Raw genomic sequence first — 21,294 nt, 5'->3', positions numbered from 1 at the left:
ATAAACTGAGGCTTTACTTCTTTGAAGGAATCAGATACATGCGATTTTCGGTTCCTTGAAAGATCCGAACAATGTTCATACGATGGGTAAACAACACAAGGAAAGCGATAAAATAGCCGAAATAAATGAGGGTTGGTATCTCTTCCCCAAATACTCCGAATTGAAGTAACAATGGAAAAACGATGGACGCTACCATGGATCCTAAGGAAACATAGTGGGAAATAGCAAAAACGACTAAAAATACGGCTATACTTACTAATGCCGCCATGGGGTGCAAAGCTAAAACCATACCCAAGGTCGTGGCCACCCCTTTACCCCCTTTGAATCCACAAAAAATAGGCAGTAAGTGACCTATGATCGCTAAAAAACCAAAGAATATCTTCAAGGTCACACAAGTCTGCCAGTCGATTAGGTGAAAATAAAATAAGACCGCCGACAAACTGGTAGCAAAAAAACCTTTTAATGCATCAACAAACAAAACAATACTTCCGGCTTTTTTACCAAGAACACGAAAAGTGTTCGTCGCTCCTGCATTACCGCTTCCCTTTGTCCGAATATCAACACCGTGATAGGTTGTACCGTACCAGAGTGCTGTTGGGATAGAACCCAACAAATAACTCAAAACAGAAAGTCCTACAATTATTAAAACCATTTATACTTCGCCAACTGCTTAAACGTCAACAGCCAAATATAAGTGCCTTCATGTCTAAAATCAAGAAGTTTAAAAAAGTTCTTGAAATGTTTAAATTTTAGTCTTCATAATATACCAAAATGCCAACTAGAAATGGAAATTAAAGGAAGCCAATAACCGAAAGCGCTCCGGATTACCATGATCTAAATAGGTCAAACGGTGGAAAGCTTGAACTCTAAATAAATTAAAAATATTATCGATGCCATAGCCAACCTCCACGAAAGGCTTATTGGGATCAAGCGAATCAAAAGCATACTGATCGGCATAATTGGACTGCAACGGATTATCTACCTCCTTCATGATATTTCTATTCGCATTCCGCTGGCTCCCCATTAAAACATTAGAACTCACAATAAAGCGCCATTTGAATTGCTTTATCATGGGCAATCTGTTGAAAAATAATCCTTCGAAATTGTGATTAAACTGTAATGAAGCATATCGGTCACTGACAAATTCAAAAAAATTCATCGTTGAAAAAGCGCTTCGCACAAAGAGTGATGTCTCATTGCCCAAATGGGGAAATAAAAGTGGTGCCGGTAAATTCGATGGGGTATAACCCGCATGCAAGGTATAATCAGAACGCCCTATTTTACCTACTCGAAAAGTTTGAAAAGCCTTCAAGGTAAATCGTTCATAATCAAAATCACCACCTAATAATCCCTTAATTCCTCGTTGGTATTTCAAGGTTATTACGGGAATGCGCCTGGTTGACAATGTCACTTTTTCATTCCCATTCATAAGGAATGTTTCATTCCATGCAAAACGTGCCTCAAGCGTAAAAAATGACTCTTGATAATGATCTTGCGCAAGAGAGGAGCTGCCTAACTCGGGATTTAAACGATACTGAAAACGAAACAAAGGATCAAAAGAACGTGAAACCAAAGAAGTCCTAAAACTTAACCCCTTTATAGGCTCTGAGGTAAAAAAGCCTTCACTTTCCCGCCGAAAGAAAGCGCCTGAAAAATTACCCCACCGCGTAAAAGCATAAAACAATTTATTTTCACCAATTAACTCAGGCGTTAATCCAACGCGCTCAATGTCATAACTATGTCGGATACCCGCCATCGTCCATTTCATTTCAGAAAACAAATAGTTTAGTTCACCCGCGTATTTGAGCGTTAAGTCTTTTGTTCCAAAGCCCACATTACCTCGTAAAATCCAATGCTTATCAAAATTAGCATTCGTGCGAAAACCTAATCGAAAACGCGCTCCCTCAATCCGATTAATGGCTACACTCGAAATATAAGGCCCAAATTCTATTTTGGGGTAACGTTTATAACCACTAAACAGAAGCTCGGCAATCTCAAAATAAGTTCGAACTACAGGAACATTTTTTACGGAATCAATCAACGAATAAGCTAAAACTTCTTGCCTAGTCAGTGGGTCATGCCGTTCTTGCCGCCAGAAATTTGGATCAGGTACATTCGCATTTTCAGCGATCTCGGATGCCTTATCATAAAAGGATACGGGGTGAGGATTGTTCACCACAAAATCCTTGTTTGAAATATACATCTTCAACAGCATCCCCGCAGAATTCTGCGATATTCTTGAAACATCAAGAATGAAACGCGTTCTTGCGGGTAACCAAGCACCAGAACCCACCCGCTCCAACTCTTGTGAAATTTTAACTTGATCGATAAAATTCAAATTGGCTAATTTACCTACCGAAGCCTCAATTTGCACCATAGCAAACGAGGTGGTATCAATCCACATTTGACCTGTAAATAAGAGGTCAGCTTGATTCTTAGGATCAAAATCAATCTGATAACAAACATGGTCATCTACCTGAACGGTGTCCCCCAAATAATACTTGTAATTCCCCTCCCAATTATCTCCGATGGGACTCGCAAAATCCTTGCCAAAGAAGGAAACATAGGTCTGATAAAAATTATAATTCGCAACGAAATTCCCTCCGACCAACTGTGAAATTACACTCCCCTCTTTTACACCAATCCCTTTTATGTTGGTTTTTAATATATGTTCACGCTTCCTTTTGGGTGATTCTAAATAATAAAACTTACTTATTGACTCCGAAATATAGGTGGGGATAATCAACTGTCCATCCTCACCGGCTGCACTTTCGAGCTTCTTAATGGCACTCGAAATATCCCGCATTACGCGTCGATCCTTAAAATCGTCGGCAATGCGATTTACATCAAGTTCCATCTTAGAGTAGGATGAAAATTCGTATGCTTCAAGTTTACTACGATCATTCATAGATCGATTCTTTACTACATCACGAAGAATAGTAAAGGCAGGATTTTCGCCTGAATAAACCTTGACCTCAGACAAATCTTTACTTGTGGGCTCCATCTGAAAATCAATTTCAACCACTTTTAACGCATTATTTACCCACTTAATGCGTTTTTTGTATCCCATGACTGACGCAAAAAGCGAATCGCTGTGTGATTTAACTGATAAGGTAAATTCGCCTTGAAAGTTGGTCGTCGTCCCAACAGTCCCCTTTAAAACGCCAACGGAAGCAAAAGGAATGGGGGCGCCATTCGTTGCATCAGTAACATGCCCCGTGATAAGAACTTGCGAAGAGGCATTGTGTAAAATGAACAAAAAAGAAAAAAGAAGCCAAAAACACCTCCAGGTAAAAAAGGGGATCTTTCTGTCTGAGATACTAAATGCCGTAGGAGTTCCACTAATTACCATGTAAAACCCCAGCTGTTTGTATGAATTGTTTAAACTTTTGCATAGCGCGGGCACGATGCGCTAGCTGATTTTTTTCGGCAAGTGTCATTTCGGCAAAGGTTTTTTCATAGCCATGTGGCTGAAAAATAGGATCATATCCAAATCCATGTTCCCCACGAGGTGTATCCACAATTTGGCCAAGAATCTCCCCTTCAAAGGTGTAAAAATCGCCCTGATGATGATAGGTCAGCACCGTCACAAAACGTGCAGATCGATCGGCAATGCCGTATAACTCCCCTAATAGTTTTTGCATATTGGCAGAATCATCTTTAGACTCTCCTGCATAACGAGCAGAAAAAACACCTGGCTTTCCACCCAAGGCATTTACTTCCAAACCAGAATCATCTGACAAGCAGGAAACATGAAAATGATTGGCAATAAATTCAGCCTTTTGTCTTGAATTCTCCTCCAGTGTGTTTCCTGTTTCTGGAATTTCTACCAGAAGGTTTAATTCAAAAACCGTATGAATGTCAAAAAGATCCCCGAGGAGATCTTTTATTTCTTCAATTTTATGCAGATTTTGAGTGGCTAAATAAATAACAGGCTTCATAAATTCATTATGGTGCAATAACCGTAATTTCAAAATATAAAGGTGAATAACCTGGAATAGCGTTTAGGCCTGCTGTTCCATACCCCAAACTATACGGAATAATTACCGCCGCTTTTTCACCTACGCGCATTTTCTTCAAGGCCTCCGTAAATCCAGGAATCAAACTTCTTTGACTTAATATAAATGGTATTGTCGGCGTACCAAGCGTACCTGAATCGAAAATCGGATTATACACGAAGGCACCGGTTGCATCTTTTTTTAGATAACTAAATGCCAAACGACCGGTGTAATTTACCAGCACAGGCGTATCTGCTGATACTAAAGCACCACTTGGATTATCAACTATTTTTTTAAACAAAAGACCCGTACTGGTTTTCTCAGGATTAACAATTCCATACGTCTTTTGAATCAAATCAATCTGTTCAGATTCGTTACGAACCGCATCTAATGCTAACTCCATTATAATAACGGAATAAGGCGGGATATTGTTAATTGAACTACCTCCAAAAGCCAAGGCAGAAGGCAATAAAAATAAACCACTTTCTCCTTCCTTTAACAAGGAAAGTGGCAGCGTAAACACCGTCTCTGATAAACCCCAAACGGTAGACCGATTAATATTTCTAGACCGAGAAGTAGAGTCCACAAGCGTACCGTCCAACAAAGTCAATTTATAATGAAAGGTGACCAAGTCCCCTAAATTTTTCAACTTTCCTGTACTACCGGATGTATTCAATTGATAGTATAATCCTTCGGCAGATTTCTGCATCGTCAGATTTCGCTGCTTAATAAAGTTTTGAATATCAAGCTCATTCTTGGCTATTGGATCATCACCGGATTCTAAATTACAGCTACTTAAAAAGGCTGCAAAAAGAAACAATATCCCAAAACTATATTTCATGTCTTTATTGAATTTTAGCAACATAAATTTCAAATGATAATGGAGAAAAACCAGGTATCGAAGAACCCGAGCCCTTTTCTCCGTAACCAATACTAGAAGGGAATACGAGAATCGCCCGTTCACCCAAACGCATTTTTTCTACACCGGCTTGAAAACCAACTACCGTTGATTTACCACCAATGGTTACTGAAAAACTATCTGGACGAGCCATATTTCCATCGAATGCAAATCCATTCAAAAAGCGCCCGGTATATTTCAACTTAACGACTTTCCCTGAAGCAGGAATTTCCCCTGTACCCGGATTCAATCGAATGAATCGAAGCCCATTCGCTAATTTCTCGGTAACAGTCAATTGTTTTTTTGCGATGAAATCCTCAATTTGATCATTCTGACTTCGCACTACATAATCTTTAATAAGAACTTTCAAAGGAGAATATGCAGGTAGTCCTGGAAAACTTTGTGATGTTCCTGGTATTGCCATAACCGCTTCCTCGTTCTCCTTCAAATAAGCCATTAATTTCGCGAAAACGGGGTTATAAAATCCGTATTGATATACCATAGGGGTTTTTGAACTATCCAATATTTCACCCGTAAGTAAATTAGACAATACATAACGCAATTTAATCGTATCTCCCCTAGAAGCCGTTTCACCCAAAGAATTAGGTTTGGTTACAAAGTAATAGGCCCCATTATCCATCGCAATCGGATTTTGATTCAACTTTGCGTAATACGATAAAATTTGAGCATTACTCTCCTTCGCCTTAGCCTCATCTGCTAATTCAACATCAGATAAACAAGATGTCAACCCTAGGATTATTCCGAATGCGAAAATTACTTTTTTCAAACCGTTTTGATTTAACATGAAACCCAATTAACTAACGAAATGCTAACGATTGAGGTTAGCATTTCGTATAAAAACCAATAAAATTAAAAAATTATTTCTTAGAAATAACCTCTAATTCGAATACAAGCACGGCATTGGGAGGAATAGGTCCACCTGGTTGTACTTGCTCTCCATAAGCGATTCCAGAAGGAATAACAAAACGAGCCTTACAACCTGCTTTCATTAAAGTTAATGCTTCATTAAACCCTGGGATCATTTGTCCCAAGGGCATTTCAGCCTTATCTCCTTTATCAAATTCCTTGCCATCCAAGAAAGTCCCGCGGTAATTCACTACCCACGTTTCTCCATTTTTAGGCGAAGGACCCGATCCCGGTTTTTCGATAAAATAGTTAAGTCCAGAAGCTGTTTTTTCATATTTTTTGCCTGATTTAGCGATAAAAGCAGCAATCAAAGCAGGTTCTTGAGCCAATCGCTTAGCAGCGTCTTTCTTAGCAGCAGCAGCCTGCGCTTCCATTTCTTTTTCAAATTCAGCTTTTGATTGAACCTTCAAGATTTTAACCGTATACTTTAAATCTGTTCCGGGCTTCAAGAATGGAGGCAATGGCGCCTGAACCGATTTAATCAAACTATCAATTGGCACCAAAATAGTTGCGGAATCACCCACTGACAACAAGCGTAATCCATTTTCAAAAGTACCTTTGAATGCCCCAGGTGCATTATTTGGAGGTTGAACCATGCCTTTTCCTGGCTGTGGTTCTTTGCGAGAATCCTGTAAAACAGAATCTGCCCCATTTTTAATCACCAAATCAAAAGTAATGATATCCCCATCTTTTAACTTTTGTGACTTGCTATCATGTGTGTGAAATTGAATTTTCACTCCATCAATAACTTCTACTTTGTCTTTGCTACATCCCACTACTATCGCAGCAGCTACAGCCAGTAATCCAATCGATTTACGCATGATATTAAGTTTATTTTTATAAATTTTTAACTCGTTTTATTTCAGAAAGATACAAAGGTAACACTTCCTTTAATTTTTCCTTCGCTTCTTCGATTCCACCTGCAGAAAATCTTCCTCCCGAAGCATTTTTATGCCCTCCACCCTCAAAATACGTCGCTGCAAATTGATTAACCGCGAAAGGTTCTATCGAACGAAATGACAATTTCACTCCATCTGGGCGTTGAATCATACAAATTGACCATACCGCTCCCGCTAATTGTAAACCATAATTCACCATTCCCTCCGTATCCCCTGCTTGCGAATTAAATTGTTTTTGGTCCTCGTCCGTAATCCAGAGTAATGCCAAATGATAGTCGGCTAAATATTCCAACCGGTTCGCTAACACATGACCCAAAAACCGCAAACGATGTAAACTTGCCGAATCGAATACCTTGCGATGAACCGCGTTGGTATTGACTCCTTTTTTGATCAATTCCGCAACTACCTCATGCACATGTGCTGTCGTATTCGGGTGTCGAAATGAACCCGTATCCGTCATAATCCCTGAATATAAGCAAGATCCCATGTCTGAATCTATCAAGGCTTCATCTCCCCATTCCGTAATCAAATCAAAAATTAACTCACACGTTGACGCGGCAATTGTGCGGTGATAATAAAAATCCGCAAAATCCTCCGGATCCAAATGATGATCAATGACCACTTTTTTACCTCTAGCTGATTTCACCAAATTGGCCAAACCATGTAAACGCTGCAGGCCGGAAAAATCTAAGCAAAAAATCCAATCGGCCGACTGAAGTTTCTCCTCAATCGTAACCTTTTGTAAAATATTTTCAAAATCCAATACTGAATCTGCCCCTTTCATCCATGTCAAATTTCGCGATACCGCGGAAGGTACCACAACATCCACCAGCAAACCCTTCTTAAGTAAATACTGCTGCCAAGCTAAACTCGAACCTATAGCATCTGAATCAGGATTAAAGTGGGTCGTAATAACGACAGATTGGCCAGGAATTAAGAGCGCGTGAAGCGCGGAAATCGAAGACATAAATTTACATATAGCCCACCAAATTTGGGCGTTCGCAAAGTTAGAGATAAATTTGTAAAAAAAACGTAATGCCAACAAATAGAACATTTACCATGATTAAGCCCGATGCAGTCACTGACGGGTTTACAGGGCCAATCATCCAACAAATTGAAGAGGCGGGATTCCGCATTGTTGCAATCAAAAAATTACATTTGACACCAGAGGAAGCTGGCAAATTCTATGAAGTTCACAAAGAACGTCCATTTTATGGCGAATTATGTGAATACATGTCATCGAATTCAATCATTCCGATGATCTTGGAAAAAGAAAATGCGGTAGAGGATTTTCGTAAATTGATCGGCGCAACCGATCCAGCTAAAGCAGCGGAAGGAACCATTCGTAAACGCTTCGCTCGCTCTTTGGCATCGAATGCCATACACGGCTCCGACTCAGATGAAAATGCAGCCATTGAAGGTGCATTCTTCTTTCCAAACGGAAACTAGTTTACATGCTTATAAAATAGAAAACCATTCTCCTCTTTGATTTTTCGCAAATGAGGATGATATTTAAAACGATCCTCGGCATCTGACTTCATCACAAAATACGTGGGGCGGTCTGTCGAGGATTGTTTCAATAAGGCCTCCGCATCTGGGCTTGGCCCTGTCTTTTGAAAATACAATAAATGAGCAAATGATTTGAAACCCACTGTTTCAATGTACACCTTTTGACCTACATGTGAAACATAAAAATCAATCGGCGTAGCCTGCGTGTAACCTGCTATTTTCGGCAAAACTAGCCCCATAAAACACATCATCACCAAAACACTGCCCAGCATCAAGCGAATAATTCCCCGGTAATTTACTTCGCTGCGAAGCACTGTCCAGAGGACTAAAACAATAAAAGATACGCCTATCCCCCATTCCCATCCCGACCAATATACCGGCGCTTGCAAATTTCCTCGCACAAAAACATCTTGAATATATACAGATGCCTCATCAGCATACATCCCGATAAGCGGCACCAAAGTAAGTATGATTCCAAAAAGCACACCGAAAATCCCTAAAACCACGGAATAGGAACGCTTCCAAGACCAAGTGCCTGACTGAAATTCAAATAAAACCTGAGCTGAAAAATAGCTCATAGGTATCCAACACATGGATGAGTAATGTATGATTTTCGTTTTGACTAAACTGAAAATCACCAAAACAACCCAAAATAATACCTGCATCCAGCGCGTTAAATCTATCGGATTATCTGCCGATTTCCTTCGAAGCAAACGCGCCCCTGCCCATATCGAAATAGGTAAACAACCCAGTAACAAAACAATAACATGGTAATATACCGGTTGGCCATGCCCCGCATCCCCGGTCGTCATCAAACGAATTTGATAAGCAACAAAATCATCCCATATCCCCCAACCGAATTTCAAAATTATCAAGCCGTACCAAGCGGCAAAAATGAAAACAGAAATCAAACCGGAAATCGTAGCGCCTGCCAACAAACGTCCAAGGGGCTTCTTTTTCCAAACCATTTGCCAAAGCCCTAAAACCAAAAGAGAAGCTCCCCAAAGCAAAAGTGCCACCGGTCCTTTTGTCAACATCCCCAATCCAATACTTATGCCCGACCACAAAATCCATCGTAAAGAACGAGGCTGTTCATAAAATTGGGAATAGCCATAAATTCCAAAGAAGATAAATAAGTTGAACAAGGGATCAATAATCCCGGAACTCGCATAAACATGTGGAGTCATCGCAGCCAAATATGAAAACGCCCACAAATGACCGAAATTCGCTGAAACATGTTTCTTACCTAGACGAAACAATATAAGGAGCGTGGCAATGCCAACAAGAGCATTCGGAAAACGAGCAGCAAACTCCATAGAAGTCCAAGCTTGATCTGTGAAGGTACCGAAAAGCGTAAAACTCAGAACCTGCAACCACATAAAAACGGGAGGTTTCTCCCAAAATGGCTGAAAATTTATTTGTACAGATAAATAATCACCGGTGACAAGCATCTCACGAGCTGACTCAGCGAAATTAATTTCATCCCAATCAAATAATTGAGAAGACCCCAAAAATGGAATATAAACCATACAACCTACCAACACCCAAAAAAGATAGGGCCTATGCTGTAATATCTTCATGATAGACGTAATAAATGATTGACGAACAAGCAATACCAATAAATGCCCCAGCAGCTACATCAACGGGAAAATGCTGAAATAAATATACCCGAGAAATACCGACACCACAAGCTAAAATTGCCATCAAAACCCCAGACCAGCGCTTATTCACATACAAGGCAATCCACACAAAGCAGAACCAGGCAGCTGCCGTATGCCCCGAAGGAAAGCTGAAGTATTCATTCATCTCAACTCCGGGTACTAAATACCAGTTGAAGCCCATGGATTTAAAAAATGCATAAGGGCGTAGTTCCAATGGAAAAACTAGATGCTTTAAGCCCTGAACAACTAAAGTAGAGCTTGCATAGGAAATCAGAAACGGCTTCACCCAAGTACGTTTTTTCACAAAAAATAAAACCAGAAGGAGTATGGGGATAAGTAACTCACCTGCAAAAGTAAGCAACTGAAACAAGTTGTCTAATTGGTAGGCATGCCAATTATTCACAATCCGCATTTGATCAAACCGACCGAATACAGCTATATACATGATTAAAACCAATTCAAACAATAGAAAAACAATCCAATAGGCTACCAAAGCCCTACTCATACGTTTCATATGCTCAAAGGTCGGAAGATTTTATGAAAAAGGTAAACGCATAACTTGTTGTTTCCAAAAAATTACCTAATTTTGCATTCCTTTTTTCAAGCAAGGTCAACATGAAAGTATTAGAAGCATTTCAGATACCTATTATAGCCTTAGAAGACAAATCGTATCAATATACCTTTGAAGGTGATGATGCATTTTTCGCTGCTTTTGAGCAGGATTGGGTTGAAAAAGGCCATTTTGAAGTAGAAGTAGACTTAACGAAGTCGGCTTTGATGATACAAGTTCAGATGAAAATCTCTGGTTCGATTGAATTAATATGCGATCGTTCCTTAGAAGCATTTGACCATCCTTTAGATGTAAACGAGAAGCTTATTTTTAAGTACTCAGATCATTCAGAGGACTTAGGCGATAATTTGTTTTTATTAGACAGAAAAGAGCCTAAACTTAATTTGTCGCAGGATATTTTCGATTTCATCGCCTTAGAAGTACCGATGAAAAAGTTGCATCCACGTTTCGCGGCCGAAGAAGATCCGAATGCAGTAGATGTTTTTATCTACACCACGGAGCGGGCAGATGAAAAACCTGCATCAACAACTGAAGAGGTGATAGATCCACGCTGGGCAGCACTTCAAAAATTAAAAGATTTAAAATAAAATTAATTAACAAATACCATGGCACATCCTAAACGAAGACATTCTACAACACGTCGTGATACTCGTAGAGCACATGATTTCGGAACACCAAAGCAATTGGCAGTAGATAGTCAAACAGGCGAAACACATTTATTTCACCGTGCACACGTGCATGAGGGAAACTTATATTACAAAGGTAAAATGATTGTAGAAGGCTATTCTACGCGTTAATTTTACTTAGCAGGCCTACTATTTAGTTTTTTTTGAGTTTTGCTTAAAATATCCCGTTAAAATACTATTTTTTGACTAAAATTAATACTATTTTTGTCCTCAGTTCTAGTATTTAAACACCTAGTGAATGAACATAGCAATCGACGTGATGGGCGGGGATTATGCCCCAGAAGCAGTAGTTGATGGGATTCTTTTAGCGATTTCAAACTTAGCACCGGAAGAAATTATACTGGCAGTAGGTCCAGCAGATACAATTAATACTTTACTGACTGAACGAGGATATACGGGTAGTCAAATTCGCGTGATTCATGCGGAAGAAGTAATTGAAATGGGAGAACATCCCACCCGAGCATTATCGCAAAAACCCAATTCCAGCATCGGAATTGGGTTTGCGCTTTTAAAGGAAGGTAAAGCCGACATTTTCGCATCTGCCGGAAATACGGGAGCCATGATGGTCGGCTCGTTATTCTCAGTCAAAACAATCGAAGGTATTCAGCGTCCTGCCATTGCAGGCTTTATCCCACAGACCGATGGCACACATGCCGTGATGCTGGATATAGGAGCGAATGCCGACTGCAAGCCGGAGATGCTCGATCAATGGGCGGTATTGGGTTCTGTGTATGCTTCGGCAACGCGTGGAATTGAACGGCCACGCGTAGGTTTACTGAACATTGGAGAAGAAGAACAAAAAGGATCGATCCTGACACAAGCAACACATGCGTTGCTAAAAGCAAACGATAAACTGAATTTTGTTGGGAACCTAGAAGGAAAAGATGTTTTCCGCGGAAAGGCAGACGTGATTGTCACGGATGGTTTTACAGGAAATATTGTCCTGAAGATGGGTGAATCCATTTACAACATCATGAAGGAACAAGGGATGGTTAATGAGTTTGTGGACCGGACCAACTACGAGAATTATGGCGGAAGCCCGATTATTGGCATAAACGGAAATGTCATCATTGCCCATGGCGCGTCTAGCCCTACCGCCATTATGAACATGATTTATTTATGCCAAAACATAGTAAAATCGAATGTTTGCCAAAAAATTAAGGCAGCCATCGAAAACAACTAACGATACGATGTCAAATAAAATAAGCGCAGCCATAACCGGTGTGGCAGGATATGTCCCGGATTATGTGCTCACAAATGAAGAGCTAGAAAAACTAGTTGATACAAATGACGAGTGGATCACCACCCGTACAGGAATCAAAGAGCGACGCATATTAAAAGGAGAAGGCCAAGGGACTTCCGTCATGGGGGCGAGAGCCGTAGAGGACTTACTGCGTAAAACAAATACGACACCTGAGCAAATTGATTTATTGATTTGTGCTACCGTAACCCCAGATTACTTATTCCCTTCGGCATCCAACTTGATTTGCAAGGCAGTAGGTATCCGAGAAACTGCCTCGTTCGATTTAGCAGCAGCATGTTCTGGCTTCTTGAACGCCTTGGCAGTGGGCTCAGCCTTTATCGAGGCTGGCCGTTACAAAAAAGTCATAGTTGTAGGCGCAGATAAAATGTCTGCGATTGTTGATTATACCGATCGTACAACGTGTATTCTTTTTGGTGATGGAGCAGCAGCCGTGATGTTGGAGCCCAATACAGAAGGATACGGAGTTCAGGATTTCATCCTGAAATCAGATGGGGAAGGATGTGAAAGTTTAATGCAAAAAGGTGGTGGTAGTGCATACCCACCTACGCACGAAACGGTAGAGCAAAAATTACATTACATTCGTCAAGAAGGGCAAGCTGTCTATAAATTTGCTGTAACGCGTATGGCAAATGTTTCGGCGGAGATCATGGAGCGCAATCACTTAGTGGGAGATGACATCCGTTTCCTGGTGCCACACCAGGCAAATAAACGAATCATCGATGCAACGGCGAACCGGATGGGTGTGAGCGAAGACAAAGTCATGTTGAATATTCAAAAGTATGGGAATACAACGGCAGCGACCATTCCCTTATGTTTATGGGATTATGAAAACCAATTGAAAAAAGGAGATAAATTAATATTAGCCGCCTTTGGTGGTGGCTTTACTTGGGGATCCGCTTACCTAACGTGGGCATACGATCCCAAATAATTAACAAAACACAATGGCAACTACAGCAGATATTAAAAATGGGATGGTGATTAAATACAATGACGATTTATATTCGATCATTGAATTTCTTCACGTAAAACCCGGAAAAGGTCCGGCGTTTGTACGGACAAAATTACGTTCATTAACATCAGGAAAGGTAATAGATAATACCTTCAACTCAGGTGTGGCTATCTACCCGGTACGTGTAGAACGTAGAAAATTTCAATTTATTTACAAGGATGAATTTGGCTTCAACTTCATGGATAACGAATCATTCGAGCAGATCTTATTAGGTGAAAACCTATGTGTAATGGCGGATTTGATGAAAGAGGGCCAAGAAGTAGAAATCTTGATAAATACCGAAGACGATTCAGCATTATCATGTGAATTGCCGCCATTCGTGGAATTAAAAGTTACCTACACAGAACCAGGTGTTCGTGGGGATACGGCAAACTCACCTAAAAAACCAGCAACGGTGGAAACAGGAGCAACCATCACGGTACCTATTTTCATTGAACAAGATGAATTAATCAAAGTAGATACAAGAACTTACGCTTACGCTGAACGCGTTAAGTAATTTCCACTACATTTGTCATTACTTAGTAAACGGTCAACCTTTATTACATAAGCGAAATGGATACGAAAGAAATACAGCGATTACTCGATTACATCGCAAAATCACCACTTGCGGAAGTGAGCATTGAAACAGAAGGATTAAAAGTTTCAGTGAAAAAAAATAGTGCTGTTGCACCTACGGTAACGGTAGCTGCAGCACCGGCTCCCGTAGCAGCAGCTCCAGTGGCTGCACCTGCAGCGGCTCCAGCAGTAGCACCAGCGGCAGCGCCAGTAGCTGACAATCTATACACAGTTAAATCACCGATGATCGGTACATTCTACCGAGCGGCGGGTCCGGATAAGGAAAACTTTGTCGAGGTAGGATCCGAAATTGAACCAGGGAAAACACTTTGCATGATTGAGGCAATGAAATTGTTTAACGATATTGATGCTGAGATTTCAGGTAAAATTGTTAAAATATTGGTGGATAATGCAAGCCCTGTGGAGTTTGACCAACCATTATTCTTAGTAGAAAAAGCTTAATTATGAGCCTAGCGCATACCACCTTAGGTTTAAGTATGCGATTAGACAAATCAATTACTATGTTTAAAAAAATACTAATTGCAAATCGTGGAGAAATCGCCTTGCGCATTATCCGTACTTGCAAGGAAATGGGAATAAAAACGGTTGCTGTTTATTCAACAGCCGACCGGGAGAGTTTACACGTTCGTTTTGCGGATGAGGCCGTATGTATCGGACCTCCGCCAAGCCGTGATTCATATTTGAGCATTCCTGCTTTAATTTCAGCTGCTGAGGTTACCGGCGCAGATGCCATCCACCCAGGCTACGGTTTCCTATCTGAAAATGCAGAATTCTCACGCATCTGTTCAGAACATAGCATCAAATTCATCGGTGCCTCTGCTGAGATGATCAACCAAATGGGTGATAAAGCAACCGCCAAAGACACCATGAAAAAAGCAGGAGTTCCTGTTATTCCTGGATCAGATGGATTGTTGGACACCGTGGAAGAAGCCATCGAATTAGCCAAAACAATCGTATACCCTGTGATCATCAAGGCAACTGCCGGAGGTGGTGGACGTGGTATGCGCATCATTCGTGAAGAATCAGAATTCCGCAAATTATGGGATGATGCCAAAATGGAAGCCGCTGCAGCATTTGGCAATGATGGCATGTACATGGAGAAATTCGTGGAAGAGCCCCGTCACATTGAGATTCAGGTAGTGGGAGATAAATTCGGGAAAGTATGTCACCTTTCTGAGCGTGATTGTTCGATCCAACGACGTCACCAAAAGCTTTGTGAAGAGACGCCATCCCCTGCCCTTACGGATGAATTACGTACTAAAATGGGAAATGCAGCCATTGCCGGAGCAAGTGCTATCGGCTATGAAGGAGCAGGAACCATTGAATTTTTGGTAGACAAAAACGGTGATTTCTATTTCATGGAAATGAATACGCGTATTCAGGTGGAACACCCGATTACAGAAGAAGTGACTGATTTCGATTTAATTAAGGAGCAAATTAAGGTAGCTGCTGGCATCCCGATTTCGGGCCAAAATTACTTCCCTAAATTATATGCCTTGGAATGCCGCATTAATGCGGAAGATCCAGCGAATGGGTTCCGCCCATCACCAGGTAAAATCACGAATTTACATTTACCGGGCGGACACGGTGTTCGGATTGACTCACACGTCTATTCAGGCTATACCATTCCCCCCAATTATGACTCGATGATTGCTAAAGTAATCGTGAGTGGTCAAAGTCGGGAAGAAGTATTGCGCCGTATGAAGCGTGCCTTACAAGAATTTGTGATCGAAGGCATCAAAACAACCATTCCATTCCACATTAAATTGATGGATGACCCTGGTTTTCAATCAGGTAAGTTCACCACAGCGTTCATGGAGAGCTTCGATATGAGTGGAATTTAAGACCAAAAAGTGCTTTTGAAGGAAGGAGGCTTAGGCCTCCTTTTTTATTGCCAAATAATTTCAACTAGCATTTGCATATTAGTTCTTGATTTTCTAAATTTGCACTCCCATTTTTCGATTGAATGCCCGTTTGAAAGATAAAATAGGTCATAATCAAATCCTTGAGACAAATTCCGTGGTCTTGGTGGAATTGATTCAACAGTTAAACATTAATACTAGTGGATACTTTAAGTTACAAAACGATCTCTGCCAACAAAGCTACAGTTCAAAAGGACTGGGTGGTAGTAGATGCAGAAAACCAAATTTTAGGTCGTCTTTGCTCTGAAATCGCGAAAATCATTCGTGGTAAGCACAAGGCTTCATACACACCGCACGTAGATTGTGGAGATCAAGTAATCGTCATCAATGCGGAGAAAATTCGTTTGACAGGTAAGAAAATGACTGACAAGGTTTACATCCGTCACACGGGGTATCCAGGTGGTCAGCGTTTTGCTACACCACGTGAGGTTTTAGTTAAAAACCCAAGAGGTGTTGTCGAAGCAGCCGTAAAAGGTATGTTGCCTAAAAATCGTTTAGGACGTGCTTTATTCAACAACTTATTTGTATATGCAGGATCAGAGCATCCACATGCAGCACAACAACCTAAAGAAATCAAGTTTTAACGGACATTACAATGGCAGAAATAACAAGTAAAATTGGAAGAAGAAAGACAGCTATTGCGCGTATTTCTATGACTCCAGGTAAAGGCCAAATTAAAATTAATGGCCGTACATTGACTGATTACTTCCCATCTGAAATTCTTCAGATTGTAGTGAATCAGCCATTCGCTTTAACGAACACAGTAGGTTCATTTGATGTAACAGCTAACGTAGATGGCGGTGGTATCAAAGGACAAGCTGAAGCGCTTCGTTTAGCAATTTCACGTGCACTTCAAACGCAAGATGCAGAATTACGTTCTCCTTTGAAAAAAGAAGGATTCTTAACGCGTGACCCTCGTATGGTTGAGCGTAAGAAACCAGGACGTGCGAAAGCTCGTAAGAGATTCCAGTTCTCGAAGCGTTAAAAAGGGTTCGTGGAAAAGGCTTGTCTGTTGCCGATGCCTTTTCCACATTTTTATTTTTCACATTCTTAAACAACCAAAATGGCACAATTAAGCTACAACGACTTGCTTGACGCAGGCGTTCACTTCGGTCACTTGACGCGTAAGTGGGATCCAAAAATGGCTCCATACATCTTTATGGAGAAAAATGGTATCCACATCATTGATCTTAACAAAACAATTTCTAGCCTTGAAGAAGCATCTGCAGCCATGCGTGCTATCGTTCGTTCTGGTCGTAAGATCATGTTCGTTGCGACAAAGAAACAAGCGCAAGAAGTAGTAACTGCTGAAGCAGATAAATTAAAGATGCCATACGTAACTGACCGTTGGTTAGGTGGTATGTTGACAAACTTCGCGACCGTACGTAAGTCGATCAAGAAAATGTCTAGCATCGACAAGATGTTGAAAGACGAAGTAATTGTTAAAACGCTTGCAAAACGTGAGCGTTTAATGATGACACGTGAGGAGGAGAAATTAAAGCGTGTGTTGGGTGGTATCACCGACTTGACACGTCTACCAGCGGCTTTGTTCGTAATTGACGTGAAGCGTGAGCACATTGCCGTATCAGAAGCTAAGAAATTGGGTATCCCCGTTTTCGCGATGTGTGATACAAACTCGAATCCGGAATTAGTAGACTACCCAATTCCAGCAAATGATGATGCATACAAATCAATCTCCATCATTGTAAAAGCAATCAGCAAAGCCATCGAAGAAGGTTTATCAGAGCGTAAGCAAGATAAGGACGATGCGCGTATCGCTGAGGAAGAAGAAGCAAAACGTGCGGTAGACGCAGCAGATGCTCAAGAAGCAGCTAAAGTAGCCGCTAAGTACGAAAAAGAAGCAGAACAAGAATAAACAATATTCATATTATGTCAATTACAGCCGCAGACGTTAATAAATTACGCCAAATGACAGGCGCTGGGATGATGGATTGCAAAAAAGCTTTGACTGAAGCCAATGGTGACTTCGAAGCTGCAGTCGATATCCTTCGCAAAGCAGGTCAAAAAGTAGCAGCAAAACGCGCTGATAACGAGACCAACGAAGGTGTCGTGTTAATCGCTATGAACGCAGATCACTCAAACGGTAAATTAATTGCCCTTGCTTGTGAAACTGAGCCCGTTTCTAAAGTTGATGCTTTCAACGATTTAGCGAAAAACATCCTGGATGCTGCCGTGAAATCTCACGCACCATCTGCACATGATTTATTAGCTGAGCCATTAGCTGATGGTCGTTCAATAGAAGGACACATCATCGATCTTACTGGTAAAATTGGTGAGAAAATCACATTAGCAGCTTACGAAAATATCTCAGCAGAGAAAGTCGTTTCGTACATTCACTCAAACAACAAAATTGGTGTTTTAGTGGCATTCGAAAATGTACAAGGATTTGATGTAGCTGAAGTAGGTAAGGATATCGCGATGCAAATCACAGCCATGAAACCTGTCGCTTTGGACAAAGACGGTGTAGATGCTGAAACAATCGAGCGTGAAATCGAGATTGGAAAAGACCAAGCTCGTCAAGAAGGCAAGCCAGAAGCTATGTTAGAAAAAATCGCTGTAGGTAAATTAGAGAAGTTCTACAAAGAGCAAACTTTATTGAACCAACAGTTCGTTAAGGATTCTTCAATCACGATTCGTCAATATGTCGAGTCAGCACAGAAAGGATTAACAATCGCTTCATTCAAGCGTATTGCTTTAGTCTAATCTTTACGTAGGTAATTGAAAAGGCCAGCCCAACAGCTGGCCTTTTTTTGTCGCTTATTTTCTTGTTTCACACCCATTGCCCGCTTGAATTAATCGGGACTATTTTCTAAATTGGGGTAAATTTCAAATTTAACATTTTCGAATAAAATACGCTTCAATGGCCCAGATTGTGATATTAGGTGGAGGTGAAAGTGGAGTAGGCGCTGCCTTATTAGCGCAAGCCCAAGGACATCAAGTCTTTCTCTCTGACCAAGGTCAATTAAAAGACGTCTATCAATCTGAGTTAAGCCAACATCAGATACCTTTTGAGTCGGGCCAACATACCCTTGAACGAATTTTACAAGCAGATGAAATCATAATTAGTCCAGGTATTCCTGAAAAATCTCCCATTGTACAAGCAATCAAGAAACAAGCTATTTCACTCGTTTCGGAAATTGAATATGCAGCGCGCTATACCAATGCAAAAATTATAGCGATTACTGGTAGTAACGGGAAAACAACCACCACCCTCCTCACCTACCACCTGCTCAAAGAAGCAGGATTCAATGTTGGCCTAGCTGGTAACATTGGTCAAAGTTTTGCCAAACAAGTTTTAACGCAATCCTTTGATTGGTATGTGTTAGAAATCTCAAGCTTCCAACTCGATCGCTGTTTTGATTTTACGCCTGATATCGCAGTTTTGGTCAACATAACACCCGATCATCTCGATCGATATGAATATACATTCGAAAACTACATACATTCCAAATTCCGCATCTTTCAAAATGCATCTGCAGCTAGCACCTGCATCTTGTGGGGGGATGATGCAGTAATCAACCAATATAAATCCTTAATTCCTTCCGGTACGCAGCTAAAAGAAATCCACTTTGCGCCTATTTCAGGCAGTGCAACCATCACAGATGACGAAATTGTGTTCGAGGCTGGCAGTATCATTCGTGCAAGCGCACCGATTCAAGGCCCGCATAATGCCATGAATATGGCAGCTGCAATACTCGCGGCAACAGAAGCCGGGGTAAGCTGGAAATCCATTCAACAAAATTTACCTACCTTTCAAAATGCCCCGCATCGCCTAGAACCTTGTGGAGAATGGCAGGGAGTTCAATTCATCAATGACTCAAAAGCAACCAATGTAGATGCCGTTTATTACGCACTAAATAGTTTTACTAAACCCATCATCCTCATTATCGGAGGTGTGGACAAAGGAAATGACTACAGCGTACTAGATGAATTAGTTAAAAATCGGGTAAAAGGTATGGTTTGTCTCGGTACCGACAATACCAAACTAGAAGAACATTTCGGAGGTAGGGTAGAGAAATTCATACAAACTGACCAACTTGAGGAGGCTATTAAAGAAGCGATGGGGTGGGCAAATGAAGGTGATATTATCATGCTTTCTCCAGCATGTGCAAGTTTTGACCTATTTAAGAATTATGAAGACCGCGGTGACCGATTTAAGGCAGCCGTTAAAAAACTAACTCATGGAAGCTAAAATTACAAAATACATTAAAGAACATTTAGTGGGTGATTACCAAATCTGGTTCATCGTTATTCTGCTAAATGTTTTTGGTTTACTTATTCAATTTTCGGCTAAAAGTAAAATGACCATCAGCGGTCCATTTGAACCGATCACCTCAATCCTGAAGACCATATTCATTTTGATAGGTTCATTCTACCTCATGTCATGGGTTTCTAGGCAAAACTATATCAAGGTTACGCGCTTAAGTAACATCTTACTTTTCTTATCCTGGGGACTCATCCTGTTTGCCTTTTTTTTCGGTGAAAGTAAAGGTGGAGCGAGCCGATGGATTAATCTAGGTTTTGTTTCTTTCATGCCCTCCGACATGGCTAAATTATGTTTGACTGCTAGTTTAGCAAAAATTTTCTCCTCACGTCAGGCGGATCAAAGCCAATACAATATCATTACGGCGATTGTAATCTTAATTTTAATCGGAGTCACGTGTTTTCTTATCATGTTATCCAATTTCTCAACAAGCGTCTTGATATTTTTAACGAGTATCGTCTTGATGTTTTTTGGTCGAGTCCCTTTTAAATACATCAGTGGTATCGTAGGCATCGTAGCACTTATGGCTTTCTTAGTCGTGTATTTTGAAATTGGCGAACGAGCTAAAACCGTAAAAAAACGGATCGAAACCTATAAAGAACATGCTTTTGAACAAGACAAAGAGAAGCTGAAGGAACTGAATAAAAGTGATGACAATTATCAAATTAACCTGAGTAAATATGCTATTTCAACGGGCGCTTTGATCCCAAGAGGACCTGGAAATAGTCAATATCGATGGCTTTTATCTCAAGCAGAATCGGATTTTATTTATGCCATCATCTTGGAAGAATATGGTATATTTATGGGTATCCTAATTCCGCTCTTTTTCCTTTGGTTTATGTGGCGAGGTTCCTCGGCCATTCGATATAGTGGAAAACCACTGGGTGGCCTACTTTCTGCGGGATTAACATTTTCAATCGTCATTCAAGCATTTATTAATATGCTCGTGGCAGTAGGTGCAGGACCAGTAACAGGTCAACCTCTCCCCATGGTATCAGCCGGAGGTACTTCACTCTTGTTTACCGCCATCAGTATTGGACTTATCTTATCCATCAGCCGCGACAAGGAAATGGAAACTAAAATATAATT

The 21,294-nt window shown here is 40.8% G+C and carries 23 protein-coding genes; 14 read left to right on the top strand and 9 right to left on the bottom strand.

The window, feature by feature from the left end; all coding sequences use genetic code 11:
• Nucleotides 1-13 precede the first annotated feature (13 nt).
• The 7 genes from plsY to ACIQZ2_RS00710 all read right to left on the bottom strand — a co-directional run bounded on the left by plsY (nt 14) and on the right by ACIQZ2_RS00710 (nt 7,689).
• On the bottom strand, nt 14-652 hold the full coding sequence (gene plsY, locus ACIQZ2_RS00740; RefSeq protein ID WP_395766913.1) for a glycerol-3-phosphate 1-O-acyltransferase PlsY: 639 nt from the start codon (nt 650-652) through the stop codon (nt 14-16).
• Nucleotides 653-778: 126 nt separating this feature from the next.
• Nucleotides 779-3,259 (bottom strand): DUF5686 family protein, encoded by a 2,481-nt coding sequence (locus tag ACIQZ2_RS00735; protein ID WP_395766912.1) that lies wholly within the window; start codon nt 3,257-3,259, stop codon nt 779-781.
• Nucleotides 3,260-3,341: 82 nt separating this feature from the next.
• A complete protein-coding gene (rdgB, locus tag ACIQZ2_RS00730; RefSeq protein ID WP_395766911.1) occupies nt 3,342-3,941 on the bottom strand; it encodes an RdgB/HAM1 family non-canonical purine NTP pyrophosphatase in 600 nt (199 codons plus the stop codon).
• Between the two features lie 7 nt (nt 3,942-3,948).
• Nucleotides 3,949-4,839 carry an FKBP-type peptidyl-prolyl cis-trans isomerase gene (locus ACIQZ2_RS00725; protein WP_395766910.1) on the bottom strand — a complete coding sequence of 297 codons (891 nt, stop codon included), beginning with the start codon at nt 4,837-4,839 and terminating at the stop codon, nt 3,949-3,951.
• A gap of 4 nt (nt 4,840-4,843) precedes the next feature.
• On the bottom strand, nt 4,844-5,701 hold the full coding sequence (locus ACIQZ2_RS00720) for an FKBP-type peptidyl-prolyl cis-trans isomerase (protein WP_395766909.1): 858 nt from the start codon (nt 5,699-5,701) through the stop codon (nt 4,844-4,846).
• A 73-nt stretch (nt 5,702-5,774) separates the two neighbouring features.
• A complete protein-coding gene (locus ACIQZ2_RS00715) occupies nt 5,775-6,644 on the bottom strand; it encodes an FKBP-type peptidyl-prolyl cis-trans isomerase (RefSeq protein ID WP_395766908.1) in 870 nt (289 codons plus the stop codon).
• 16 nt (nt 6,645-6,660) lie between these two features.
• Entirely contained in the window at nt 6,661-7,689 is a 1,029-nt protein-coding gene (locus tag ACIQZ2_RS00710; RefSeq protein WP_395766907.1) for a bifunctional oligoribonuclease/PAP phosphatase NrnA, read from the bottom strand.
• Nucleotides 7,690-7,757: 68 nt separating this feature from the next.
• Between ACIQZ2_RS00710 and ACIQZ2_RS00705 the strand changes: the two genes are divergently transcribed.
• The gene (locus tag ACIQZ2_RS00705) at nt 7,758-8,171 is read left to right on the top strand and encodes a nucleoside-diphosphate kinase (RefSeq protein WP_395766906.1); all 414 of its coding nucleotides are present in this window, start codon (nt 7,758-7,760) and stop codon (nt 8,169-8,171) included.
• Here ACIQZ2_RS00705 and ACIQZ2_RS00700 read toward each other — a convergent pair.
• On the bottom strand, nt 8,168-9,811 hold the full coding sequence (locus tag ACIQZ2_RS00700; RefSeq protein ID WP_395766905.1) for an ArnT family glycosyltransferase: 1,644 nt from the start codon (nt 9,809-9,811) through the stop codon (nt 8,168-8,170). The genes ACIQZ2_RS00705 and ACIQZ2_RS00700 overlap by 4 nt on opposite strands.
• Nucleotides 9,792-10,406: a phosphatase PAP2 family protein gene (locus ACIQZ2_RS00695; RefSeq protein WP_395766904.1), complete on the bottom strand. Its 615-nt coding sequence runs from the start codon at nt 10,404-10,406 to the stop codon at nt 9,792-9,794. Before ACIQZ2_RS00695 ends, ACIQZ2_RS00700 begins: the two co-directional genes overlap by 20 nt.
• Before the next feature lie 101 nt (nt 10,407-10,507).
• On the opposite strand from ACIQZ2_RS00695, the gene ACIQZ2_RS00690 reads away from it, so the two are divergent.
• From ACIQZ2_RS00690 to ACIQZ2_RS00630, 13 genes are all read left to right on the top strand, one after another.
• On the top strand, nt 10,508-11,050 hold the full coding sequence (locus ACIQZ2_RS00690) for a YceD family protein (RefSeq protein WP_395766903.1): 543 nt from the start codon (nt 10,508-10,510) through the stop codon (nt 11,048-11,050).
• A gap of 18 nt (nt 11,051-11,068) precedes the next feature.
• Nucleotides 11,069-11,260: a 50S ribosomal protein L32 gene (gene rpmF / locus ACIQZ2_RS00685; RefSeq protein ID WP_377976883.1), complete on the top strand. Its 192-nt coding sequence runs from the start codon at nt 11,069-11,071 to the stop codon at nt 11,258-11,260.
• Nucleotides 11,261-11,387: 127 nt separating this feature from the next.
• The gene (gene plsX, locus ACIQZ2_RS00680; protein ID WP_395766902.1) at nt 11,388-12,332 is read left to right on the top strand and encodes a phosphate acyltransferase PlsX; all 945 of its coding nucleotides are present in this window, start codon (nt 11,388-11,390) and stop codon (nt 12,330-12,332) included.
• Nucleotides 12,333-12,339: 7 nt separating this feature from the next.
• Entirely contained in the window at nt 12,340-13,341 is a 1,002-nt protein-coding gene (locus tag ACIQZ2_RS00675) for a beta-ketoacyl-ACP synthase III (RefSeq protein WP_395766901.1), read from the top strand.
• A gap of 13 nt (nt 13,342-13,354) precedes the next feature.
• Entirely contained in the window at nt 13,355-13,918 is a 564-nt protein-coding gene (gene efp / locus ACIQZ2_RS00670; RefSeq protein ID WP_395766900.1) for an elongation factor P, read from the top strand.
• 56 nt (nt 13,919-13,974) lie between these two features.
• A complete protein-coding gene (accB, locus tag ACIQZ2_RS00665) occupies nt 13,975-14,439 on the top strand; it encodes an acetyl-CoA carboxylase biotin carboxyl carrier protein (RefSeq protein WP_395766899.1) in 465 nt (154 codons plus the stop codon).
• Nucleotides 14,440-14,498: 59 nt separating this feature from the next.
• Entirely contained in the window at nt 14,499-15,842 is a 1,344-nt protein-coding gene (accC, locus tag ACIQZ2_RS00660; RefSeq protein WP_395766965.1) for an acetyl-CoA carboxylase biotin carboxylase subunit, read from the top strand.
• 218 nt (nt 15,843-16,060) lie between these two features.
• Nucleotides 16,061-16,504 carry a 50S ribosomal protein L13 gene (gene rplM, locus ACIQZ2_RS00655; RefSeq protein WP_395766898.1) on the top strand — a complete coding sequence of 148 codons (444 nt, stop codon included), beginning with the start codon at nt 16,061-16,063 and terminating at the stop codon, nt 16,502-16,504.
• 11 nt (nt 16,505-16,515) lie between these two features.
• A complete protein-coding gene (gene rpsI / locus ACIQZ2_RS00650) occupies nt 16,516-16,905 on the top strand; it encodes a 30S ribosomal protein S9 (protein WP_315577074.1) in 390 nt (129 codons plus the stop codon).
• Between the two features lie 78 nt (nt 16,906-16,983).
• Nucleotides 16,984-17,796, top strand: coding sequence for a 30S ribosomal protein S2 (gene rpsB / locus ACIQZ2_RS00645; RefSeq protein WP_395766897.1), 813 nt, complete (start codon nt 16,984-16,986; stop codon nt 17,794-17,796).
• A 14-nt stretch (nt 17,797-17,810) separates the two neighbouring features.
• Nucleotides 17,811-18,644, top strand: coding sequence for a translation elongation factor Ts (tsf, locus tag ACIQZ2_RS00640; RefSeq protein WP_395766896.1), 834 nt, complete (start codon nt 17,811-17,813; stop codon nt 18,642-18,644).
• Nucleotides 18,645-18,801: 157 nt separating this feature from the next.
• Entirely contained in the window at nt 18,802-20,133 is a 1,332-nt protein-coding gene (gene murD / locus ACIQZ2_RS00635) for a UDP-N-acetylmuramoyl-L-alanine--D-glutamate ligase (RefSeq protein WP_395766895.1), read from the top strand.
• On the top strand, nt 20,123-21,292 hold the full coding sequence (locus ACIQZ2_RS00630) for an FtsW/RodA/SpoVE family cell cycle protein (protein ID WP_395766894.1): 1,170 nt from the start codon (nt 20,123-20,125) through the stop codon (nt 21,290-21,292). The genes murD and ACIQZ2_RS00630 overlap by 11 nt, the downstream gene beginning before the upstream one ends.
• Nucleotides 21,293-21,294: the final 2 nt, after the last annotated feature.

Source organism: Aquirufa sp. (assembly GCF_044342065.1).
Classification (GTDB): Bacteria; Bacteroidota; Bacteroidia; order Cytophagales; family Spirosomataceae; genus Aquirufa.
The sequence above is the reverse complement of the archived record's forward strand: the minus strand, read 5'-3'. Positions and strand labels throughout refer to the sequence as shown.